Source organism: Paenibacillus swuensis (assembly GCF_001644605.1).
Classification (GTDB): Bacteria; Bacillota; Bacilli; order Paenibacillales; family DY6; genus Paenibacillus_N; species Paenibacillus_N swuensis.
The window spans coordinates 4,165,431-4,184,388 of sequence record NZ_CP011388.1 but is presented as its reverse complement, the minus strand read 5'-3'; the positions used below and the strand labels follow the sequence as shown (position 1 = coordinate 4,184,388).

The window sequence follows — 18,958 nt, the reverse complement described above, 5'->3', positions numbered from 1 at the left end:
CTGGGAGGACAACATCCGTGTTTCAGAACACCAAATGCGAATGCGGCCACCAGAACCCGACCGGTACAGTACTCTGTGAGTCTTGCGGTAAACCCCTGTTGGAGGATGCCGGTACGGAGCTTCTGGAAATGCGATATGACGGTGCGGCCCGCCGTTCTCAACGGGTCAATCCTTCGTGGATTGACCGAATATGGAACTTCTTTTCGTCAGTCAAGATTGCGGTGTATCTCATTGTCTTTACTTTTTTGGGTGCTACATTAGGGACAATCTATCCGCAAGAGAATACATTCATTAACGATGTTCCGGTCAATTTCTATACCGATAATTACGGTACACTCGGCAAGATCTATTATTTCCTCGGCTTGTCCCACACGTACGAATCCTGGTGGTTCAAAGGGTTACTGGTCATGATCGGCACATCGCTTGTCATCTGCTCCTTGGACCGCGTATTGCCATTGTATAAGGCGCTGAACAAACAACAGATCCGGAAGCATCTCCAATTTTTGACCCGTCAGAAAGTGACATATTCCGGTACACTCCCGCTATCTGCCACGGAAGAAAAGGGACATCGCGAGTGGGTGGGGGAAATAGCCGCGCATCTCAAGAAGAAACGCTACCATGTTCATACCGACGGGACGGCTCTACTTGCCGAAAAACATCGGTTTAGCCGATGGGGACCGTATATCAATCACATAGGACTCATTATCTTCTTATTGGCGGTATTGGCGCGATCGATTCCGGGTTGGCACATGGATCATTATATGGGTTTTCCGGAGGGGGAAACCCTAAAGGTTCCTGAAACGCATTATTATCTGAAGAACGAGCAGTTTACAGTGGATTTCTATCAGGAGTCGGAACTGCCTAAAGAGTTTCAAGGGATGAACAAGGTTGTGGCCAAGCTGTATGAGACTAAAGCCGTCTTGTACGAGTGTACTGCCGATTGTGATTCGCCGACGAAGAAGCCTGTCTTGAAGGAAGTAGAACGACACGATATTATTGTGAACAATGCGCTCGAATATAAGGGCTTCATGGCTTATCAATTCGACTTTGACGCCAAGCCTAAGTTACAGGCTGTCAACGCCAAGCTGGAGAACAAGAAAACCGGCCAGAAGTACGGTCCTTTCCTGATTTCCATGAATAACCCTGAATCGGAATATAAAGCGGGTCCTTATACATTGCAATTGGAAAATCGTTTCCTCGATTTCACCATTAATGAGAACGGGGAACCGGCGACGAAAGGCCGTGAAGCGAACGCTCCGGCATTCATCTTCTTTATCAAGGGTCCCGACCTCCCTGCGGAAGGACTTCCTTATATGTATTTCCCGAAGCAGGTGGACAAGCAACGGTTCGGACAAGACCGAATTAACGGGGCTGTCTCTGAACAATTTTCCATTTCAGTTGATTCGATGCAGGATGTTCAGTTTTCCAATTACACCAGTTATTTGAACTTACGTGTCGATAAGGCGATGCCCTACATCTGGACAGGAGCGGTCATCTTTATGATCGGTGTTATTATGGGCTTATACTGGCAACATCGACGGATTTGGTTGCGCATTGACGGTAATCAGCTCACGGTAGGCGCGCATACGAACAAGAACTGGTTCGGGATGCGTAATGATGTAGCCCATGCCTTAATGAAGATGGGGATCGAAGTGGAACCGAAACAATTGGAGCAAGGAGGTAAGGAAACTTGAGTTTGCTGGATGTGAGCGCAGTCGCGCTGTTAATTGCACTATTTGCTTATTGTTTTGCTTTCTTAGGGTATGTTCTGTCGATTGCCGGACGCAAATGGAGTAACCGTGATCCTAAAGGTCATACGAGCCGTTGGGGAAAGATGAGCTTCGGACTGACAACGGTCGGGTTAGCATCGCATATGGTCTACTTCTTTACCCGCTGGGCGGGCGGCGGACATATACCCGTGAGTAACATGTATGAGTTCATGACTTTTCTGGGGATGATGGTGATCGTAGCATTTGTGGTCGTTTACCTCATCTACCGAACGCCGGCATTGGGTATTTTTGCCCTGCCGGTTGCCGTTATTCTGGTCGCTTACGCTTCTGTCTTTCCTCAGGAAGTGCAGCCGCTGATTCCGGCTCTGGATTCCTACTGGCTCAAAATCCATGTTACAACGGCAGCGCTGGGTGAAGCCTTTTTCGCCGTAGGCTTTGCCGCCGGACTGATGTATTTGCTCCGCGCAACGGATTTCATGAGCAAGACCAAGCAGGCTCGCAAAGCACAACGCGGCATTGAACTGGTACTGTTAATCGTGATCATCGTAATTGCTTTTATCAGCGGAGTATTCGGCTTTAAGGCGGCAGGTTATCATGCGGAATTCTCGAAGCAAAATATCACCGTCAATAAAGATACCAAAGAAGAAGTGGTAACGAAAGAAACGGTTCGCTATATTTTACCGCCCATTGTCAAACCCTATAAGGGAGAGGTGATCTCGGTCGAGCCTTTCTTGGGCATGAAGGAGCCTTTGTTTGAAGCCCCTTCCTGGATGAAAGGCGTCAATGCCGGAAGAAAGCTGAACACGGTTATTTGGTCCTTAATTCTTGGACTATTGCTCTATGGCATCCTGAGATTGATTGCCCGTAAACCGCTAGGCCGCGCGATTCATCCGTTGCTGGACGGGATCGATCCCGAGGATCTGGACGAAATCAGCTATCGGGCCAACGCCATCGGGTTCCCGATTTTCACCTTAGGCGCTCTCATCTTTGCGATGATCTGGGCACACCAAGCTTGGTCCCGCTTCTGGGGCTGGGACCCGAAGGAAGTTTGGGCATTGATTACCTGGTTATTCTACACCGCGTATCTGCACTTGCGTTTGTCCAAAGGATGGCAGGGCAGCAAATCTTCATGGCTGGCCGTCATTGGTTTTATTGTAGTTATGTTTACCTTGGTAGGCGTAAATCTCGTCATTGCGGGTTTACACTCGTATTCCGGCGTTTAATCATGTAACAGAAGCTAAGGGAGGTGCGGTCCTTGAACGAACTTGAGTTTAACGAAATTCTGGTTGTGGATGATGAAGAGCGCATTCGCAGATTGTTGCGTATGTATCTGGAGAAAGAAGGCTATACGATCGACGAGGCTGAGGACGGCGAATCGGCATTGCAGAAAGCAACAGAGAAGGATTACGATCTCATTCTGCTGGATGTCATGCTGCCTGGAATCGACGGTGTGGAAGTGTGCAGCCGTTTGCGTCAAGTGAAGTCCACACCGGTTATTATGCTTACGGCCAAAGGGGAAGAAGTCAATCGGGTTCAAGGGTTTGAAGTGGGTGCGGATGATTACGTTGTTAAACCTTTCTCTCCGCGTGAAGTCATATATCGGGTAAAGGCGATTCTTCGCCGTTCCTCGGCTACGGCTTATTTAACGAAGGAAGCCAACACGAGCAACAATATTGTATTTCCGCACTTGATTATCGAACATGATGCGCATCGGGTAACCGCTGGCGGGCAGGAAGTCAGCCTGACTCCCAAAGAATACGAATTGCTTCACTATCTGGCAACGTCGCCGGATAAAGTGTTCTCGCGTGAAGATCTGTTGAAGGATGTGTGGAATTATGAATTCTTCGGTGATCTTCGGACGGTGGATACTCATGTGAAGCGTCTGCGAGAGAAGCTGAATAAAGTCTCTCCTGAGGCAGCATCCATGATTACGACCGTGTGGGGCGTCGGCTATAAGTTAGAGGTTCCGAAGTAACATGTGGCTGTGGAAGAGCATTGTCGGTAAACTTTGGGGCACGATCATCATACTGGTTCTCTTCGTACTGGGTATGCTGGGATTGTTCCTGCTGGATTATATCGATCAGAATTTCGCCAACTCCTCCGCCGTCAAGCATCTGTTTGTGTATACATGTATCATCGGATTCTCATTGACAACCATCTTTGCCTTCTTTCTCTCGACAAAAATAACACAACCGCTCGTTCAACTGAAGAACGCGGCGGTTCAGATTACGCGAGGGGATTACAAAACGCGTGTGTCCGTGCGCTCCTCGGATGAAATCGGACAATTAGCCAATGCCTTCAATTACATGGCTATCGAGCTGGAAGACACGATCCGTGACCTGAATCATGAGAAAGAACAGCTATCCAGCATACTCCGAAGCATGGGCGATGCGGTAATTACCTTTGATGCCGAAGGTAAAGTCATATTGGCCAATCCTCAAGGTGAATTGATTCTGCAAGATTGGAATCAGATTGCGTGGGAGGAGAACGGTTCAGACCTCCCTGCCCAGGAGGCGCAAGCGCCTTCATTGCTTGACGGTTCTTTACCAGACCCGTTGCGCAAGCTCTTCAGCAGTGTGGTTGAGATGCAGAACGAAGTGACCACCAAGCTGCATGTACAGCAGGAGGTGTGGTCCGTAGTTCTGGCACCGCTATACACCGAAGGTGCCATTCGCGGGGCGGTAGCCGTGCTGCGGGACGTGACGGAGGAATATCGCTCCGATAAACTGCGCAAGGACTTTGTGGCGAATGTGTCCCATGAATTGCGAACCCCGATCTCGATGCTTCAGGGTTACAGCGAAGCCTTGCTGGATGAAATCGCAGCCACGCCGGAAGAGCGAAGGGAACTTGTGCAAGTTATCCATGACGAGTCGCTCCGGATGGGCAGGCTGGTCAAGGACCTGTTGGACTTGGCGAGGATGGAAGCCGGCCACATGGAAATGCAGTGGAGCCGGGTGAACATCGCGGAGCTCGCCCGTCGGGTGCACCGCAAGTTTCAGGGTGTTGCGAAGGATCGTGGAATCGGTCTGCAGCTGGATCTTGCGCGGGAAGAACTTTTCGTGGACGCAGCGGATGAAGACCGTTTGGAGCAGGTGCTGACGAACCTGCTGGATAACGGACTTCGCCACACGAACGAGGGGGCAAGTATTCATATACGCGCCCGGTATACGACAAGCAGCACGAGCGGGGAACCGCGCTTGTTGTTGGAAATCGAAGACGAGGGTCGCGGCATTCCGGCCGAGGACTTGCCTTACGTGTTTGAACGGTTCTATAAAGCCGATAAAGCGCGTACTCGCGGTAACAGCGGGGGTACGGGACTCGGACTTTCCATTGTAAAGAACATCATCGATGCCCATCGAGGTACCGTGAAGGTTCATAGTGTGTTTGGTCAAGGAACAACATTCTCCATCACATTACCTTGCCGAAATGGATATTAATACCTAGGACGCTTTTCAGGGGTCACCCCTTGAAAAGTGTCTTTTTTGTTGAAAAAAAGAAGAAAATCTTGTTGTTCGTGAAACATATGTAATATAAACGGGATTTAGGCTTGACAAGATTTAAAGGAGACTGTACTGTATTAAGTGTATTACGTGATATAGTACACGTGGTTATAATCACGAAATGAATAGCTGGAGTTGACCCTATGATCAACATTAATGAAAGAAGCAGTTCGCCGATCTATGAGCAGATCATCCAAGGGATGAAAGAACTTGTATTGAAGGGTGTACTGCAGAATGGGGAGAAACTTCCTTCCGTGCGCGAGATGTCATCTACCCTCCTTGTGAATCCCAATACCGTCTCGAAGGCTTATCAGGAGCTTGAGAGACAAGGTGTTATTGAAACATTGCGGGGGAAAGGGACATTCGTATGCACAGGAGGCGCCCCGGTCCTGTCGGATGAAACTCTGCACAGGCTCAAATCCTCCCTGAAGCAAGTTGTTCTGGATGCCTCTTATGCGGGCGTTTCGGCTGAGCAATTGAAACAATGGATTGATTCGTATTTAAAGGAATTAAGGAGTGGAACAAATGCTTAACGTGAAGCACATCAGTAAAGTAATCGACGGACGCTCCGTACTTGAGGATGTCTCCTTCTATATGAACCCGGGATCCATTACCGGTTTAGTTGGGCGTAATGGTGCCGGCAAGACTACGTTGCTCCGGACATTAATCGGAATCCTCGATCCGGACAGCGGCGTTGTGGAGTGGGACGGAAAGTCCGTTCATCATCACCCTGAATTGAAACAGGACATGATCTATGTTCCGGATTCCACCGAGGCTTTCAACGGCTTCACGCCGATGGAACTGGCGGATCTGTTCCAAAGTATTTATAAGAAGTTCGACCGTATGCATTTTTTGGAATTGATGGACCGTTTTCAACTCCCTCTACGAAAGAAAATCAGACATTTTTCCAAAGGGATGAAGGCTTTGGTGATTATCATTATGGCGTTCTCAACTAAGGCTTCCTGCATTCTTCTGGACGAACCCACAAACGGAATCGACGCCGTAATCAAGAAGCAAGTTCTTTCTTATTTGGTGGAGGAAGTCGCGGAATCGGGCGTGTCTGTCATCATTTCCACGCACCATCTGGAGGAACTTGAACGGGTAGCGGATACGATTCTGATGTTCAAGGAAGCCCGTGTGGAGGCGATGCCCGGTCATGACGGCGAGGACAATCGCTATCACAAGATGCAAGTTGTATTTAAGGACGATGATGCGGAAGGTTTGCTAAGCTTGCCGACAGTACATGTTTTATCCCGGGTAGGCCGAGTTTATACGCTTCTCATTGAGGATGAGACCGAGGAGACAGTGTTACAACTAGAGCAATTGAAGCCTCTGGTATTGGATCGTTTACCGGTCCGGTTGGAAGATTTGTTCATGTTCAAGCTGGGGGGCGAGCACAGTCATGTGGAGTAAAGCGTTATGGATGAAAGATTATAAGCAAGCCAAGTTTATTCTGTGGTTAATACCGCTCATTACCTTCGTCTTCATGGGTCTGCAGGCCTTTAGTAAAACCCACTTGCTGGATAAGCTGACTTTGTCGCATAGGATGAATCAATTTAGAGAAGGTAGCTTTACGTTACATGAATATGTCTCCAATCCTTTATTTTTACGGTTTTCCTTAGCGCTCAGTGTCATCATAGCGGCGGTCGTTCTGATTGGGGTCGAACGCAAGAATACGTTGAATGATTTCACATTCTCCTTGCCATTTTCCAGAAAGCAAATTTATGTTACGAAATGGCTAATCGGAGCATCTTTCCTCCTTGGAGGACTTGTAGTTAATACATTACTCGAAATTGCTGTGATTGCATCCTCTCCTTTTGCCGAATATCTGGATTGGAGTTACTACAGGGGTGAAACAGTTACAATAGCTCTAGTCATGTTGGCCGTATATACATTCGCGTTGTTTATCGGCACCCTAACCGGCGGCGCAATTACACAATTTATTTTAACAGTCATTTTCAGTTTGTTTCCAATCGGTTTTTATTTCCTTTTCTTATACGGTGTAGCTGTTCATTCACCGGACGTTCCCGGTTTCGGTTCCGGGGAAGGGATGTTGGATTTGTTCTCCAGTTTAAGCTTAGCCATGCAAGTGTTTGGATTTCAATTAGTTAATCTGAGCATATGGCCTGTGATCCTGTACACGATTATATTCCTTCCATTGGGGACCAGTCTGTACATTACCAACAAAGTTGAAAACAATGGTAAACTCCTGATTTTTCCCCGGACGGCATGGATTTTTCAAGCGGGTGTGGTGTTCTGCTTCGCGTTGTTCGGCGGTTTGTTAATGGATGCTGCAGGTGAAGGAGATCTTAATCTGACGTTATATTATATTGGATTTGTGTCCGGCGGGGTCATATCTTATCTGGTTCTGCGATTTCTTATGCGTAGACGTTTCAGGGAACGGAAATAAAGAATAAAGGGAGTAAATGTAATGGAGAAGAGAGCAACAATCATTCAATTAGAGGCAATTAACCATTCCTTTCGTATAGGCCAAAAAGGTAAGGAACGCATCGTGCCGGTACTTCACAATGTAAATCTGAACGTACGACGCGGCGACATCGTAGCGATTGTGGGCCGGAGCGGCTCGGGTAAATCGACACTCCTTAATCTGATTAGCGGATATATTCGCCCAACGGAAGGGGAAATTACCGTTTCCGGTCGCAAAGTAAGCCGGTTGACAGAAGGGGAATGGGCTGATTTCAGACTCGGAAACTTCGGTTTTATATTTCAAAGCTTCCAGCTCATTCCCAGCATGACCGCCTATGCTAACGTGGAGTTACCGCTTATTCTAAAGGGCATGGGGGAAGTGGAACGCAGAGTTCAGACGCTATCGATCTTGAAGAAAGTAGGACTGGAAGAATACGCGGGACATTATCCCAGCGAGTTGTCAGGCGGGCAACAGCAGCGGGTAAGTATTGCGCGCGCGCTGGTTGTCAATCCTCCGATCATTCTTGCGGATGAGCCTACAGGAAGCTTGGACAGTGAAAATGAGGAATCTCTGTTAACCTTTATTAAGGAATTGAACCGGGAATCCGGGATTACCTTCTTGATCATCACTCATGACGACAGAGTAGCCTCCATAGCCGACCATACGATCACATTAAAAGATGGCGTCATTGCCTGAAAGAGGAGCATGGAAAGATATGAAGTGGAAAGACAGATTCCGGTTTGTCCGGTCAAATATGAAGAAGAACAAATCCCGCGTGTTTATGACCGTTTTGGCGACAGCCATGGGTTGCGCCTTCCTGATTGTGCTGGCTTCCGTAGGGTTCGGCTTGCAGCGTTCCGTAGTGAAAGAAATAACGGAAGGTCGATTGATGACCGAAATAACGTTGCAAGCGAAGAAAGTTGATAACGATGAGGGACACAAGCCCCCTGCAATTAGTGATATAGAACTCATCCGTAAGATGAATCATGTGAAAGCCGTCACATTTAAGCAATACCTCAGACAAATGACACCGATCACATGGAAGGACAAATCACTGGACCTTACGACCATTGCGGTTGACATGGAAGAAGAAGTGAAAGCGGGACTTGAATTGGAAAGCGGGACTATGCCGGTGACGACAGGTGAGGTCGTGGTTGGTTATCATTTGGCTTCTATGCTTATGGAGGGTGAGAAAGCCACGCCGGAATCATTTAAGACATGGAATAATCAATTGCTTGGCCAGACGATTCAATTCCAAGTCAGTCGATGGAAAGGGACCGAGAAAGAAAGTGAAACCTTCCCTGTTAAAGTGGTGGGTATACGAAAGCAGCCTACGCGAGAACTCATGAGGGAAACGGACATCTATATTGACTTGGGAACTTTAGCCAAAGTTGAGGCCTACACTGGATCGCCTAACGGTGAGATTGGGGATTCGCCCGCTGGAGGTAAGGGAAATATCACGAAGGAAACGCCTGTCGAGGCTAGCGGAACCCGTGAACTGGATTCCGTATCCGTATTTGCAGCAGACGCTTCGCAGGTGAAAGAGATTTCCGACTCTCTGAAGGTGAAAGGGTATGTAACCCATTCCATCGCAGATGAATTGAAGCAAGTCAATGTCTTGTTCGCCGTGATGAAAATCGGTTTGATGTTTATTGGGACGATCGCGCTGTTGATTGCTTCCATCGGAATCTATAACACCATGACGATGGCCGTAACCGAGCGCGCGCAGGATATTGGGATCATGAAGGCAATTGGAGCGCATCCGTCTACAATTCGATCCATATTCCGAATAGAGAGCTCTTATATCGGACTTCTTGGAGCTTTGATCGGTACGGCAGTGGCATACGCCATTAGTATCGTTGTAAACTTGGCGTTGCCTGTAATCCTGTCGGGTGTATTCAACGAAGAAGCTCCCCCCGGAATACAGTTCTCCTATATCCCTGCCTGGTTGGCCCTCGTTTGTATTGGCCTCTCCATCGGTGTGGCCATTCTTTCTGGAGCGCGCCCGGCTCGACGGGCAACTCAAGTGGATGTGCTTAAAGCATTGCGTCGTGATATTTAAAGAATACATGTACAGGTATCAAATAAAGCCCTGTGAGCAGGATAGATGCTCACAGGGCTTTAACTTTCTGAACGGGTTAAAACCTATTTTATAGAACAATTGCCTTAAGCTTAATAATTTCAGGCAGTTCCCCTAGCTGTTCCAATACTTCTTTCGGAATCGGTTTATCGACCGTGAGGACCATGATCGCCGCTCCGCCGACATTATCCCGACCCACTTGCATCGTAGCGATGTTTACGTCGTTCACGCCGAGCAATGTGCCGACACGTCCGATGATACCGGGTTTGTCGTTATGCGAGATGATCAGCAGGTTGCCTTCAGGCGCCACATCAACAGGGAACTTGTCGATCTGCACGAACCGCGGACCATAACCCGTAAGTAAAGTACCGGCAATACTGCGGTCCACCTTGTCGGATTTCAGCGTAACGGTGATGAGATTCGTGAATCCCTTCGTCGAAGCGGTCTTCTGGATCACAACCTGCACATCGCGCTCCTTGGCGAGATGCATGGAGTTCACCACATTAACCACTTCGGTGCCTAGGTGGTGAGAAAGCACGCCGCGCACGATGTAGCGCGTCAAAGGCGTCGTGTCCACTTCGGATAAATCGCCCGAATAGTTCACGTGGATTTCCCGCACAGCGCCGATGGTCAGCTGCGCCAGGAAGTTGCCGAGCTTCTCGCCGAGCGTGAAGTACGGCGCCAGCTTGTTCAACACGTCTGCCGGAACCGGCGGCATGTTGACCGCGTTCTTGAACGCCTCGCCGCGCAGGATGAGAAGCACCTGCTCCGATACGTCAATCGCCACGTTCTCTTGCGCTTCCACGGTGGATGCGCCCAAGTGAGGGGTGACGATAACTTTCGGGTGCTTCAGGAACGGGTGATCGGCGCGAGGCGGCTCCTCTTCGAACACGTCGAAGGCGGCGCCGGCGACGATGTCCGAGTCAATAGCCTCGATGAGCGCCATCTCATCGATAATACCGCCGCGCGCACAGTTGACGATGCGCATGCCTTTCTTCATGATCTCGAACTGGTGGCTCGAGATCATGTGGCGGGTTTCCGGCGTCAGCGGGGTGTGCACTGTAATGAAATCCGCATTCGCGACGATTTCATTCACGGTGCCCAGCTGTACGCCAAGCTTCTCCGCGCGCTCTTCCGTGAGGAACGGGTCGTAGGCATGAATTTTCATGCCGAACGCTTTCGCGCGCGCCGCCACTTCGCTGCCGATGCGACCCATGCCGAGCACGCCGAGCACTTTGTTCCGGAGTTCAACGCCAAGGAACGATTTACGGTCCCATTCGCCGCCGACCGTCTTCATGTAAGCTTGCGGAATATGGCGGGCCAACGCCATCATCATGGCAAACGTATGTTCGCAAGTGGTGATGGTGTTGCCATCCGGCGCGTTGATGACGATGATGCCGCGTTTCGTGGCCGAGGGCAAATCAATATTGTCGACGCCGACACCGGCGCGTCCGACAACTTTAAGTTTCTTGCCCGCTTCCATCACACGGTCGGTCACCCGTGTCTGGCTGCGAACAAGCAGGGCGTCGTAGTCGCCGATGATGGCCACTAACTCATCTTCGGTAAGGCCCGGCTTCTTGTCTACAAGAACGTCCTCGGCATCATATAGAAGCTGGATACCCATATCGCTGATTGGATCGGAAACTAATACTTTGTACATCATCATACCTCCCGTGAATGTGGTGAATCATTTATGGAATTATTGCAAATTTGCTAAGCAAACTCACATCATAAAACGATACAAAAAAAACTCTTCGAATCCATACATACATACGACTAGCGTATATAAGGGACGAGAGTTTAGCTTCGTGGTACCACCCTAATTCACCGCCCGCTCGCACGGACAGCCTCATTGGTCTGCAGACCGGAAAAATAACGGTTTCCACCGATTGCACCTACGGCTTGCGCTTCAATGCAATGACTCAGGAATGCTGAAACACAGTTTAGACCATCGGTTCGCACCACCCACCGACTCTCTGAGGACATCCGTATGTTTCTTTCCTTCATTGTGTTTAACGTTCTGTTTTTTTCATAATGTAACATGAGGTGGAAGAGGTGTCAATATGGCAGGCGACTATTTACGAACGTTCACCAAACTTACATATTTCACATAGGGTGCTCATCCAGCACGATATTGTAACTTTTCATTCAACGGAATCGTATAGAATAAAACTTGCTATACTTTATCATTTTAAAGGATAAACGCATTGATTGGCAATGGCTTCGGGTTGAACGAGCTTAAAAAAATGGTTATCATGCAATACATAAACGTTAATGGAGATGATTTCAATGGATATATATAATTCCATACAACCTGCCGATTTTTTGAAGATTTACGAGAAAGGCGCCACGGAAACAGAATTAGTTATTGATGTGCGGGAACCGGCGGAATGGGATTATTATCATTTGGAGCGATCGGAGTTACTGCCTATGAATACCATACCCGAGAATCTGGAGAATCTGCCCAAAGAAAAGACGCTGTACGTCATCTGCGCGCACGGCGTCCGTTCCAGACATGTATGTCAGTATTTAAGCCGAGCAGGTTTTAACCGTCTTGTTAATGTCGACGGCGGGATGGCTGCTGTAGCGGAACTTAAAGGGTTTCAATACGATTAACGCATGCGTCAACTGGTTAGCAAAGGAATAAGCGGTAACCGTTCGTTCTTGTAGAATCTGTTCTTGTTCTTCATATAGTCACCTGGACGCACAGCGCCGGTGTCGATTAAGACGGAAGCCGCTTGTCCGATATTCGCAAGTTTAAGTCTCTTGAGGTTGCCTGAGCTTTGCATTTGATCAATCCGTAAGGTCAAATCTTGGGGAGCAAAGGCTTCAAAGCGGCCCTCCTTACTTAGCATGGCTGCAATATAAGCATTTTTCTGATTTAAATTCAGCTTGTTCCATTCAGCGAGCTTCAATCCACCGGATGAATGCTTGAGCGGCTTGAATGCGGGATCCACAGTCACATTCCATTTCACGATAGAGTCGTAGAATTGAGATTGGGCCTGCAACGCGAAATTGACAGCTTCCTGAACATAGGGATCTGCGTATATACGCTCAGCCAATGCCTCTCCCACTACGTGATCCCTGCTGTTCTTTAGCCGGGCGGCAGCCGATGTGAATAATTTTAAACTCTTCAAGTAATTCGTTTGTGCATCCTGTAACAGAGGCGAAGCGGCAGGCATACCGGTTCGGCTGATTTTGGAGTATTGTTCTTTGGCCATAATCTCTAATTCTTCCAACTGGGAGGCTGGGGCCGCGGAGTGATGCCGGTTTTCAATAGCTTCAATCTGCTCGAACCAGGTATTTTGGAACTCACGATAAGGCGAGAAAATGGTATGATAGAATGAAACCAGGTACTGTTGATTATAAGCGGTCACTTTCGTCTGGTCCGGCTTCTTCACCGATAAAGCGTGCTTTGCTTCCGCTCTCTGCGTGCCGATCTGTACGCCGTAGAAGAATGCGGCCAGCGCGCAAATCAGCATGAAGATGAAGAATAGAGAAAATATGTACTCGGAACGGGTTAATCTTTTGTTCATAACGAAAACTCCTTGTTATCATAGAATGAAAAGCGCTTATCATTACAAGCGGGAACAACAACGTAGACAGGCAGGTAACTCATGAAAAATTTCAAGTTCAAACTTAAATTCCGCAAAGTATCCGTACATGACCTGAACGATAAGATGTTACTGGCTAATTTATATCTGACACAGGCCCTTTCTCTTATTATCGGTTTGGTCATCCTGTTTTTTCAGAACCAAAGTCCTATTTCGTTATTATTTTTCCCAAAAGAGTATACAGCGGTACTTTGGGGCTTAGGTCTTGCGGCGGCGGTCATTGGCGTTGATGTGTTGATTTCACGCTGGATTCCCGAAGAGGCATCGGATGACGGAGGCATTAATGAGCGCATTTTCAAAAACCGGCCCGTGTGGCACATTGTTGTCATTTCATTTGTCGTGGCCGTTTGCGAAGAGATTCTGTTCAGAGGCGCGATTCAACATGCATTTGGTCCTTATTGGACGAGTATTCTGTTTGCGGCGATTCACGTGAGGTACCTGAAGCACTGGATCCCGACTGGATTGGTTTTCAGCATCAGTTATGCGATGGGGTGGGTATATATTCAGACCGGGTCCCTATGGACACCTATTATTGCTCATTTTATAATCGATTTGGTGATGGGTTTAATTATACGTTATCGGAGGGAATCATGAGCTTTGAACCTCGCAGCATCAAACACAGTCAGAATCGTTCCGAAACGGAACGGAAGCGGGATCAAGACGAACACAGCATTGAGCCCCGGCACAAGAAACATCCGTCGAACAAGGTCAGGATGGCTAATCTATACTATAATACGCTTATCGTATTGTTCATTATTTTGACCGGCGGTCTGATTTTTTGGGAATATAGCCGATAATAGAAACACCCCTTATTACCCAGATGCATTTCATTTCTGCATCTTGGGTTAAGGGGTGTTTTTTATTTTTTAGTTATGTCGATGGTGTCGGGATTTATAAATACGTACCCTTGACTAGTCATCTTTGTTAGCAAAATATCCAGCGCTTCAGCGGTCCAAGGCAACTCATGCATCAGAATATTGCTTCCGGGTGCCAATTGCTTCATCACATTATTGATGACTTGATCCGGCTTATTCTTGTTTTTGCCGAGCCAATCCTCCGAACCGTTCGACCATGTCATAAAGAGCATGCCTTGACGTAAAGCTTCTTTCTTCACGGCATCCCCGCCTGAGCCGAATGGAGGCCTGAAATACTTAGGTGATATTCCGGTAATTTTCTTAACAATCGCCTGGACATCTCCGAGCTGTTTACTGACCTCGGCCGCGCTTTGTTTTTTCAAGTCGATATGATCCCAGGAATGGTTACCTATGGTTTGTTTACGGTCCGCAATCAATTTCAGTAATTCAGGATGTTGTTTGACGCGGTAGCCGTTAACGAAAAAGATCGCTTTAGCTTTATGCTTATCAAGTGTATTCAGCATGCTCTCAATAATGGCTTTATCTTTGGGTCCGTCGTCGAATGTGAGCAGAACGGCTTTCTTGTTAATATCAGGGGATATAGGTTTAAAAAAGTAGTTCTTGTTCATATAATATTGTTTCATAACAGGTTGTTTCGGCTCCTGCACAGGCTCTGGAACGGGTTTAGAAGGCTTTGTGTCGGGTTTTGGCTGCGGTGTCGGGTTAACGGTTGTTACGGGAGCCGGTTTGGTTGTCGTGGGCGGCTTCGCCGTTTGTTGAGGCGTTTCTTCAGTTTTAACGGCCTGAATGTTTGCGTTTGAAGAACACCCTACGGTAATTGTCAGCAAAGCTGCGGCTGCCAGGCCGGTCCAGCGGTATATTGTCATTGTCATTATATTGTTCTCCTGTTGTTCGTATTTATGTATAATGATACGGCATACATTGTACCATATGTGGAAACACGGTGCACGGCGGCAATTTCCTGAATTTATTTAGAATGTAAAAGGCCACTTTAGAGAAACATACATTACGGTAACACCAATTTCAAAAGCGAATGGAGGTAGGTCAGCGATGAAATCAGGCGGATTTTTAATTGGTGCAGCAGTGGGCGCAGCGGCAACCGTATACTTTCTGAACAATAAACAAGTGGTGTACTCTTCTGCCAACTCTTTCGGCCACTCCGTAGGCAATGTAATGCATGATGCCAAGGATAAAGTCATGGATGCGGCAATGAGTTCACAGTTCGGCATGGGTATGGGTGCGGGAAACAATTCGCACAACCATGCGGGCGGATTGGATCGAGTGGAAGCCATCGTCAACAATGAACCGCACCTGCAAAAAGAAGTAGACGAAATCATGGAAGAAGACCGTTACCAAGCATAATTAACCTCATCTGCCGCTTTTGAAAAGGAGAGCCTCCGGGCTCTCTTTTTTGCGTTTATCGAGTTGGATAAAATAGGTGATTCAACTAGAAGATTAGATGGTTTATAACTATTATTTAGTAGTGCATTCGCTTGAATTTAGTGATAACATGATATTAATACCCGTTTTATGATCACACATCAGGGTTTTATTCATACTCTGTTATAACAGATGTTGCAAAGGAGGATCCTTTCATGAAGATAGAACGCTTAAGCCAAGACAAGATAAGGATTTTCCTGACATTCGACGATCTTATAGAGCGAGGCATACAGAAAGAAGACATGTGGAGAGAGATTCCGAAGGTTCATGAGCTGTTTAGCGAGATGATGGATCAGGCGTATTCCGAACTCGGTTTTGACGCTACCGGACCTCTTGCTGTTGAAGTATTCTCCATGCCCGCCCAAGGGATGGTCGTTATCGTTACCCGTGGCAAAGTCGATTCCGCTAAACATGGAAGTTTAATAGATGAAGAAGATGAAGACGAAGATATGTACGAAATGGAAGTAACATTGGAACAAAGCGATTTGATTTCCTATGCGTTTCACGATTTCGAACATCTCGTAAGAGTCATTAAACTGGTACATGCCCAAGGGGTTAACGAAGGAACGCTGTTTTCCTACAAAGGAAAGTGGATTCTTCATATCGAAAATTCCGAAATGGAAGATAAGGCTTACAACTCGCTCATTGCCGTTCTTTCCGAATTTGGCGATGCGACCTCAGTTACGGCCGCCGTGCTTGAGGAATACGGCAAAGTCATCATCAAGGAGGACGCTGTTCAGGTACTCAGCTCTCATTTCTCATAATGGATTTATTGAAGAAAGCATCTCAAGAACGTAAGTTTTTGTTGAATGCTTTTTTTGTTGTGTTCTCCACTGCACCGGAGGCCTCATTTATCGTGTTCGGCTGATGAGATTTGTGCTATACTTACTTGGAAAGGGGGGAGCCGAGTGGCCGTAATTTCATTGCTGAGCGCTGCCATTGCACCTGGATTAACGTTGTTAGCCTATTTCTATTTGAAAGACCGGTATGACGCGGAACCCTTTCCTAAAGTGGTCCTTATGTTCATGTTAGGCGTGTTTACCGTGATTCCTGCAATTATACTGCAACATGGCATAGAACCACTCGCGGGCGGACATCCGTTTATTTATTCCTTCGTGGTAACGGCAGGCTTGGAAGAATCATTGAAGTGGCTGGTCCTAATGCTGGTCATCTTTAACCATAAAGTGTTTGATGAACCTTATGACGGCATTGTTTATGCGGTTGCGGTTTCTCTGGGATTCGCGACTGTTGAGAATATTATGTACGCGTGGTTTTCACCTAATTCATTTTCGGCCTTATTGTATCGTGCGTTCCTGCCTGTATCCGGCCATGCCCTCTTTGGTGTGGTCATGGGCTACTACTTGGGTAAAGCCAAATTTACGGGACAGCGCAACAAATTTATAGCTTATTCTTTGCTATTGCCAGTGATATGGCACGGTTTATTCGATTATATCCTCCTTTCCTCTGAGCAATATTGGGCTTGGTTCATCTTTCCGTTCATGTTGATCCTATGGATTCGAAGTATGCGCAATGTGAATACGGCCAACGCGCGCTCCCCGTTTCGCTGGCTGAAGCGGGAAGAAGAGATTAAATTGGAAGAAATCCGTTCATAATATGGCTATAGAGGGCAGGAGCACATCAGATACCATCCGGCCCGGCGGAGGTTTCCATGTTAAATGAGCGAGTGAAGGTAACGATTCGTTGTAAGCAATGCGGCGAGAAATTTACGCTGCGCGGACGACGGGATAAAGGCCGGATTGACACGGGGTTCAAGCAATGCTTGTGTAACAACGCCAGAGACTTTGATATTGAGGAAGAATTGTTCTGAATTCAAGGGTCATGTGCATAATTCTCCTTTCTGCTAAGCAAACTACGCCTAAGTTTGTTTCAGAAGGGAGCACGTTATGTATAAGAGATTGAGCGCTGTTATGTTTCCTGTATTAGCCGTTCTGTTGATCGGGGCAGTCCTATGGGGCTATAATGAAAATCAAGAGAAGAACTCCATTTTAATTAAGGCCGAGAATCAGTATCAGAGAGCCTTCCACGATCTATCCTACCATGTAGATAAGCTCCACACCGAGCTTGGCAATACGCTTGCCGTCAATCCAAGTTCTCAGGGGTTTCAGCGCAAGGGCTTAGTCAATGCCTGGAGAATTACCTCTCAAGCCCAAAGTGAAATTAATCAATTGCCGCTAAGCTTATTACCTTTTAATAAAACAGAGGAGTTTTTAGCGAACATTGCTAATTTCTCATATCGTACGGCTGTCAGGGACCTTACCAAAGAACCGCTATCCGAGGGTGAATACAAAACCCTGAAGACCTTATACGCAAGGTCTGAGGATATTTCCAAGGAACTGCGCACGGTACAGACGAAGACCATACAGGATAATTTAAGGTGGATGGACGTCGAGCTTGCGCTGGCTACAGAGGATACTACATATGACAATACGATTATCGACGGCTTCAAAACGGTAGATAAGAAAGTCAGCGAATATGATGAAATCAATTGGGGACCTACGGCTGCCGGAATTGATAATAAACGCACTTTAAGCGCTTTAGGCGGTAAACAGATCAGCGGTGATGCGGTTAAAGCCAAGGCACGCAAATACTTCGGGTTAACGAACAATGCGGAACTCAAGGTTGTGGAGAACGGTAACGGTACGGAATACAGCTCTTACAGCGTCTCAGCCACGAATCCGCAAGGCGGCCATCGACTTCAGGCGGATTTTACCAAGAAAGGCGGACATCTTGTATATTTCATGAACACCCGTGAAGTTAATAAGAAGAACCTGACAATGGATCAAGCCGTGGATGCTTCCGCAGCCTTTCTGAAGAAGCACGAATATAAGGAAATGGTGCCCGTATCCTACGATATTTACGATAATGTAGCCCATTTCACGTTTGTCGGTAAGCAAGGAAAAGTACTCCTTTTCCCCGAGAAACTGTCTGTTATGACAGCTATGGATAATGGTGAAATTATGGGATTGCAAGCAACAGATTACATTTACAATCATAAGGAACGGAAGCTCCCTAAAGCCAACATTTCAGAAAGTGAAGCCCGTAAAGCTTTAAACCGTGACTTTAAAGTAAGTAACACGGATCTGGCCTTAATTGAAAATGAACTGGATCAGGAAGTGTTGACTTACGAATTTACCGGTCGGATTAACGGACACACTTATCGGATTTATATTAATGCCGACAGCGGGAACGAAGAGAAGGTTGATTTAATTTCGGATAAGGATATCGATGTAACCGAATAGTTTATGGTTAAAGCAGGTACGAGTTATTATT

General features: G+C 47.2%; 20 protein-coding genes and 1 other annotated feature. Of the genes, 17 read left to right on the top strand and 3 right to left on the bottom strand.

The genetic code is table 11. From position 1 onward, the window contains the following. Positions 1 to 17 precede the first annotated feature (17 nt). The 9 genes from resB to SY83_RS18730 all read left to right on the top strand — a co-directional run bounded on the left by resB (position 18) and on the right by SY83_RS18730 (position 9,720). Positions 18 to 1,694, top strand: a complete 1,677-nt coding sequence (gene resB, locus SY83_RS18770) for a cytochrome c biogenesis protein ResB (protein ID WP_068609301.1) — start codon at positions 18 to 20, stop codon at positions 1,692 to 1,694. Beyond that, positions 1,691 to 2,953, top strand: a complete 1,263-nt coding sequence (ccsA, locus tag SY83_RS18765) for a cytochrome c biogenesis protein CcsA (RefSeq protein WP_068609299.1) — start codon at positions 1,691 to 1,693, stop codon at positions 2,951 to 2,953. Before resB ends, ccsA begins: the two co-directional genes overlap by 4 nt. Before the next feature lie 32 nt (positions 2,954 to 2,985). Next, positions 2,986 to 3,705, top strand: coding sequence for a response regulator transcription factor (locus SY83_RS18760; RefSeq protein ID WP_068609297.1), 720 nt, complete (start codon positions 2,986 to 2,988; stop codon positions 3,703 to 3,705). A gap of 1 nt (position 3,706) precedes the next feature. Further along, positions 3,707 to 5,167, top strand: coding sequence for an ATP-binding protein (locus tag SY83_RS18755; protein ID WP_068609295.1), 1,461 nt, complete (start codon positions 3,707 to 3,709; stop codon positions 5,165 to 5,167). A gap of 206 nt (positions 5,168 to 5,373) precedes the next feature. Then, entirely contained in the window at positions 5,374 to 5,763 is a 390-nt protein-coding gene (locus tag SY83_RS18750) for a GntR family transcriptional regulator (protein WP_068609293.1), read from the top strand. Next, positions 5,756 to 6,643 carry an ABC transporter ATP-binding protein gene (locus SY83_RS18745; RefSeq protein ID WP_068609291.1) on the top strand — a complete coding sequence of 296 codons (888 nt, stop codon included), beginning with the start codon at positions 5,756 to 5,758 and terminating at the stop codon, positions 6,641 to 6,643. The genes SY83_RS18750 and SY83_RS18745 overlap by 8 nt, the downstream gene beginning before the upstream one ends. Then, positions 6,633 to 7,640, top strand: coding sequence for a hypothetical protein (locus SY83_RS18740; RefSeq protein ID WP_068609288.1), 1,008 nt, complete (start codon positions 6,633 to 6,635; stop codon positions 7,638 to 7,640). Before SY83_RS18745 ends, SY83_RS18740 begins: the two co-directional genes overlap by 11 nt. Before the next feature lie 39 nt (positions 7,641 to 7,679). After that, positions 7,680 to 8,354 (top strand): ABC transporter ATP-binding protein, encoded by a 675-nt coding sequence (locus SY83_RS18735; protein ID WP_068611202.1) that lies wholly within the window; start codon positions 7,680 to 7,682, stop codon positions 8,352 to 8,354. A gap of 19 nt (positions 8,355 to 8,373) precedes the next feature. Continuing rightward, the gene (locus SY83_RS18730; protein ID WP_068609286.1) at positions 8,374 to 9,720 is read left to right on the top strand and encodes an ABC transporter permease; all 1,347 of its coding nucleotides are present in this window, start codon (positions 8,374 to 8,376) and stop codon (positions 9,718 to 9,720) included. Between the two features lie 88 nt (positions 9,721 to 9,808). On the opposite strand, the gene serA is transcribed toward SY83_RS18730, so the two are convergent. Next, the gene (serA, locus tag SY83_RS18725) at positions 9,809 to 11,398 is read right to left on the bottom strand and encodes a phosphoglycerate dehydrogenase (RefSeq protein WP_068609284.1); all 1,590 of its coding nucleotides are present in this window, start codon (positions 11,396 to 11,398) and stop codon (positions 9,809 to 9,811) included. 125 nt (positions 11,399 to 11,523) lie between these two features. After that, positions 11,524 to 11,754, bottom strand: a binding site (T-box leader). A gap of 273 nt (positions 11,755 to 12,027) precedes the next feature. On the opposite strand from serA, the gene SY83_RS18720 reads away from it, so the two are divergent. After that, on the top strand, positions 12,028 to 12,354 hold the full coding sequence (locus SY83_RS18720; RefSeq protein ID WP_068609282.1) for a rhodanese-like domain-containing protein: 327 nt from the start codon (positions 12,028 to 12,030) through the stop codon (positions 12,352 to 12,354). 8 nt (positions 12,355 to 12,362) lie between these two features. Here SY83_RS18720 and SY83_RS18715 read toward each other — a convergent pair whose 3' ends face one another. Continuing rightward, on the bottom strand, positions 12,363 to 13,274 hold the full coding sequence (locus SY83_RS18715) for a hypothetical protein (RefSeq protein ID WP_068609280.1): 912 nt from the start codon (positions 13,272 to 13,274) through the stop codon (positions 12,363 to 12,365). Positions 13,275 to 13,355: 81 nt separating this feature from the next. Here SY83_RS18715 and SY83_RS18710 point away from each other — a divergent pair, with 81 nt between their 5' ends. Together SY83_RS18710 and SY83_RS18705 are read left to right on the top strand one after the other, a co-directional pair. Continuing rightward, complete coding sequence (locus tag SY83_RS18710) at positions 13,356 to 13,946, top strand: CPBP family intramembrane glutamic endopeptidase (RefSeq protein ID WP_068609278.1); 591 nt, start codon at positions 13,356 to 13,358, stop codon at positions 13,944 to 13,946. Continuing rightward, on the top strand, positions 13,943 to 14,149 hold the full coding sequence (locus tag SY83_RS18705; protein WP_068609276.1) for a hypothetical protein: 207 nt from the start codon (positions 13,943 to 13,945) through the stop codon (positions 14,147 to 14,149). Before SY83_RS18710 ends, SY83_RS18705 begins: the two co-directional genes overlap by 4 nt. 62 nt (positions 14,150 to 14,211) lie before the next feature. On the opposite strand, the gene SY83_RS18700 is transcribed toward SY83_RS18705, so the two are convergent. Continuing rightward, complete coding sequence (locus tag SY83_RS18700; RefSeq protein WP_082882615.1) at positions 14,212 to 15,099, bottom strand: polysaccharide deacetylase family protein; 888 nt, start codon at positions 15,097 to 15,099, stop codon at positions 14,212 to 14,214. Between the two features lie 178 nt (positions 15,100 to 15,277). Between SY83_RS18700 and SY83_RS18695 the strand changes: the two genes are divergently transcribed. The 5 genes from SY83_RS18695 to ypeB all read left to right on the top strand — a co-directional run bounded on the left by SY83_RS18695 (position 15,278) and on the right by ypeB (position 18,927). Then, positions 15,278 to 15,589 (top strand): hypothetical protein, encoded by a 312-nt coding sequence (locus SY83_RS18695; protein ID WP_068609274.1) that lies wholly within the window; start codon positions 15,278 to 15,280, stop codon positions 15,587 to 15,589. 233 nt (positions 15,590 to 15,822) lie between these two features. After that, complete coding sequence (locus SY83_RS18690) at positions 15,823 to 16,431, top strand: genetic competence negative regulator (RefSeq protein ID WP_068609272.1); 609 nt, start codon at positions 15,823 to 15,825, stop codon at positions 16,429 to 16,431. 144 nt (positions 16,432 to 16,575) lie between these two features. Beyond that, positions 16,576 to 17,280, top strand: coding sequence for a glutamic-type intramembrane protease PrsW (gene prsW / locus SY83_RS18685; protein WP_068609270.1), 705 nt, complete (start codon positions 16,576 to 16,578; stop codon positions 17,278 to 17,280). A gap of 56 nt (positions 17,281 to 17,336) precedes the next feature. Continuing rightward, the gene (locus SY83_RS23375; protein WP_197479891.1) at positions 17,337 to 17,495 is read left to right on the top strand and encodes a hypothetical protein; all 159 of its coding nucleotides are present in this window, start codon (positions 17,337 to 17,339) and stop codon (positions 17,493 to 17,495) included. Positions 17,496 to 17,571: 76 nt separating this feature from the next. After that, positions 17,572 to 18,927 carry a germination protein YpeB gene (ypeB, locus tag SY83_RS18680; RefSeq protein WP_068609268.1) on the top strand — a complete coding sequence of 452 codons (1,356 nt, stop codon included), beginning with the start codon at positions 17,572 to 17,574 and terminating at the stop codon, positions 18,925 to 18,927. Positions 18,928 to 18,958 lie beyond the last annotated feature (31 nt).

Bases quoted from the DNA above. Each gene is read 5' to 3' on its own strand.
- SY83_RS18720 (WP_068609282.1), top strand. From the start codon at position 12,028: ATGGATATATATAATTCCATACAACCTGCCGATTTTTTGAAGATTTAC.
- SY83_RS18755 (WP_068609295.1), top strand. From the start codon at position 3,707: ATGTGGCTGTGGAAGAGCATTGTCGGTAAACTTTGGGGCACGATCATC.
- SY83_RS18710 (WP_068609278.1), top strand. From the start codon at position 13,356: ATGAAAAATTTCAAGTTCAAACTTAAATTCCGCAAAGTATCCGTACAT.
- SY83_RS18715 (WP_068609280.1), bottom strand. From the start codon at position 13,274: ATGAACAAAAGATTAACCCGTTCCGAGTACATATTTTCTCTATTCTTC.
- SY83_RS18690 (WP_068609272.1), top strand. From the start codon at position 15,823: ATGAAGATAGAACGCTTAAGCCAAGACAAGATAAGGATTTTCCTGACA.
- SY83_RS18745 (WP_068609291.1), top strand. From the start codon at position 5,756: ATGCTTAACGTGAAGCACATCAGTAAAGTAATCGACGGACGCTCCGTA.
- SY83_RS23375 (WP_197479891.1), top strand. From the start codon at position 17,337: ATGTTAAATGAGCGAGTGAAGGTAACGATTCGTTGTAAGCAATGCGGC.
- SY83_RS18695 (WP_068609274.1), top strand. From the start codon at position 15,278: ATGAAATCAGGCGGATTTTTAATTGGTGCAGCAGTGGGCGCAGCGGCA.
- serA (WP_068609284.1), bottom strand. From the start codon at position 11,398: ATGTACAAAGTATTAGTTTCCGATCCAATCAGCGATATGGGTATCCAG.
- SY83_RS18705 (WP_068609276.1), top strand. From the start codon at position 13,943: ATGAGCTTTGAACCTCGCAGCATCAAACACAGTCAGAATCGTTCCGAA.
- SY83_RS18700 (WP_082882615.1), bottom strand. From the start codon at position 15,099: ATGACAATGACAATATACCGCTGGACCGGCCTGGCAGCCGCAGCTTTG.
- ypeB (WP_068609268.1), top strand. From the start codon at position 17,572: ATGTATAAGAGATTGAGCGCTGTTATGTTTCCTGTATTAGCCGTTCTG.
- SY83_RS18750 (WP_068609293.1), top strand. From the start codon at position 5,374: ATGATCAACATTAATGAAAGAAGCAGTTCGCCGATCTATGAGCAGATC.
- SY83_RS18730 (WP_068609286.1), top strand. From the start codon at position 8,374: ATGAAGTGGAAAGACAGATTCCGGTTTGTCCGGTCAAATATGAAGAAG.
- SY83_RS18740 (WP_068609288.1), top strand. From the start codon at position 6,633: ATGTGGAGTAAAGCGTTATGGATGAAAGATTATAAGCAAGCCAAGTTT.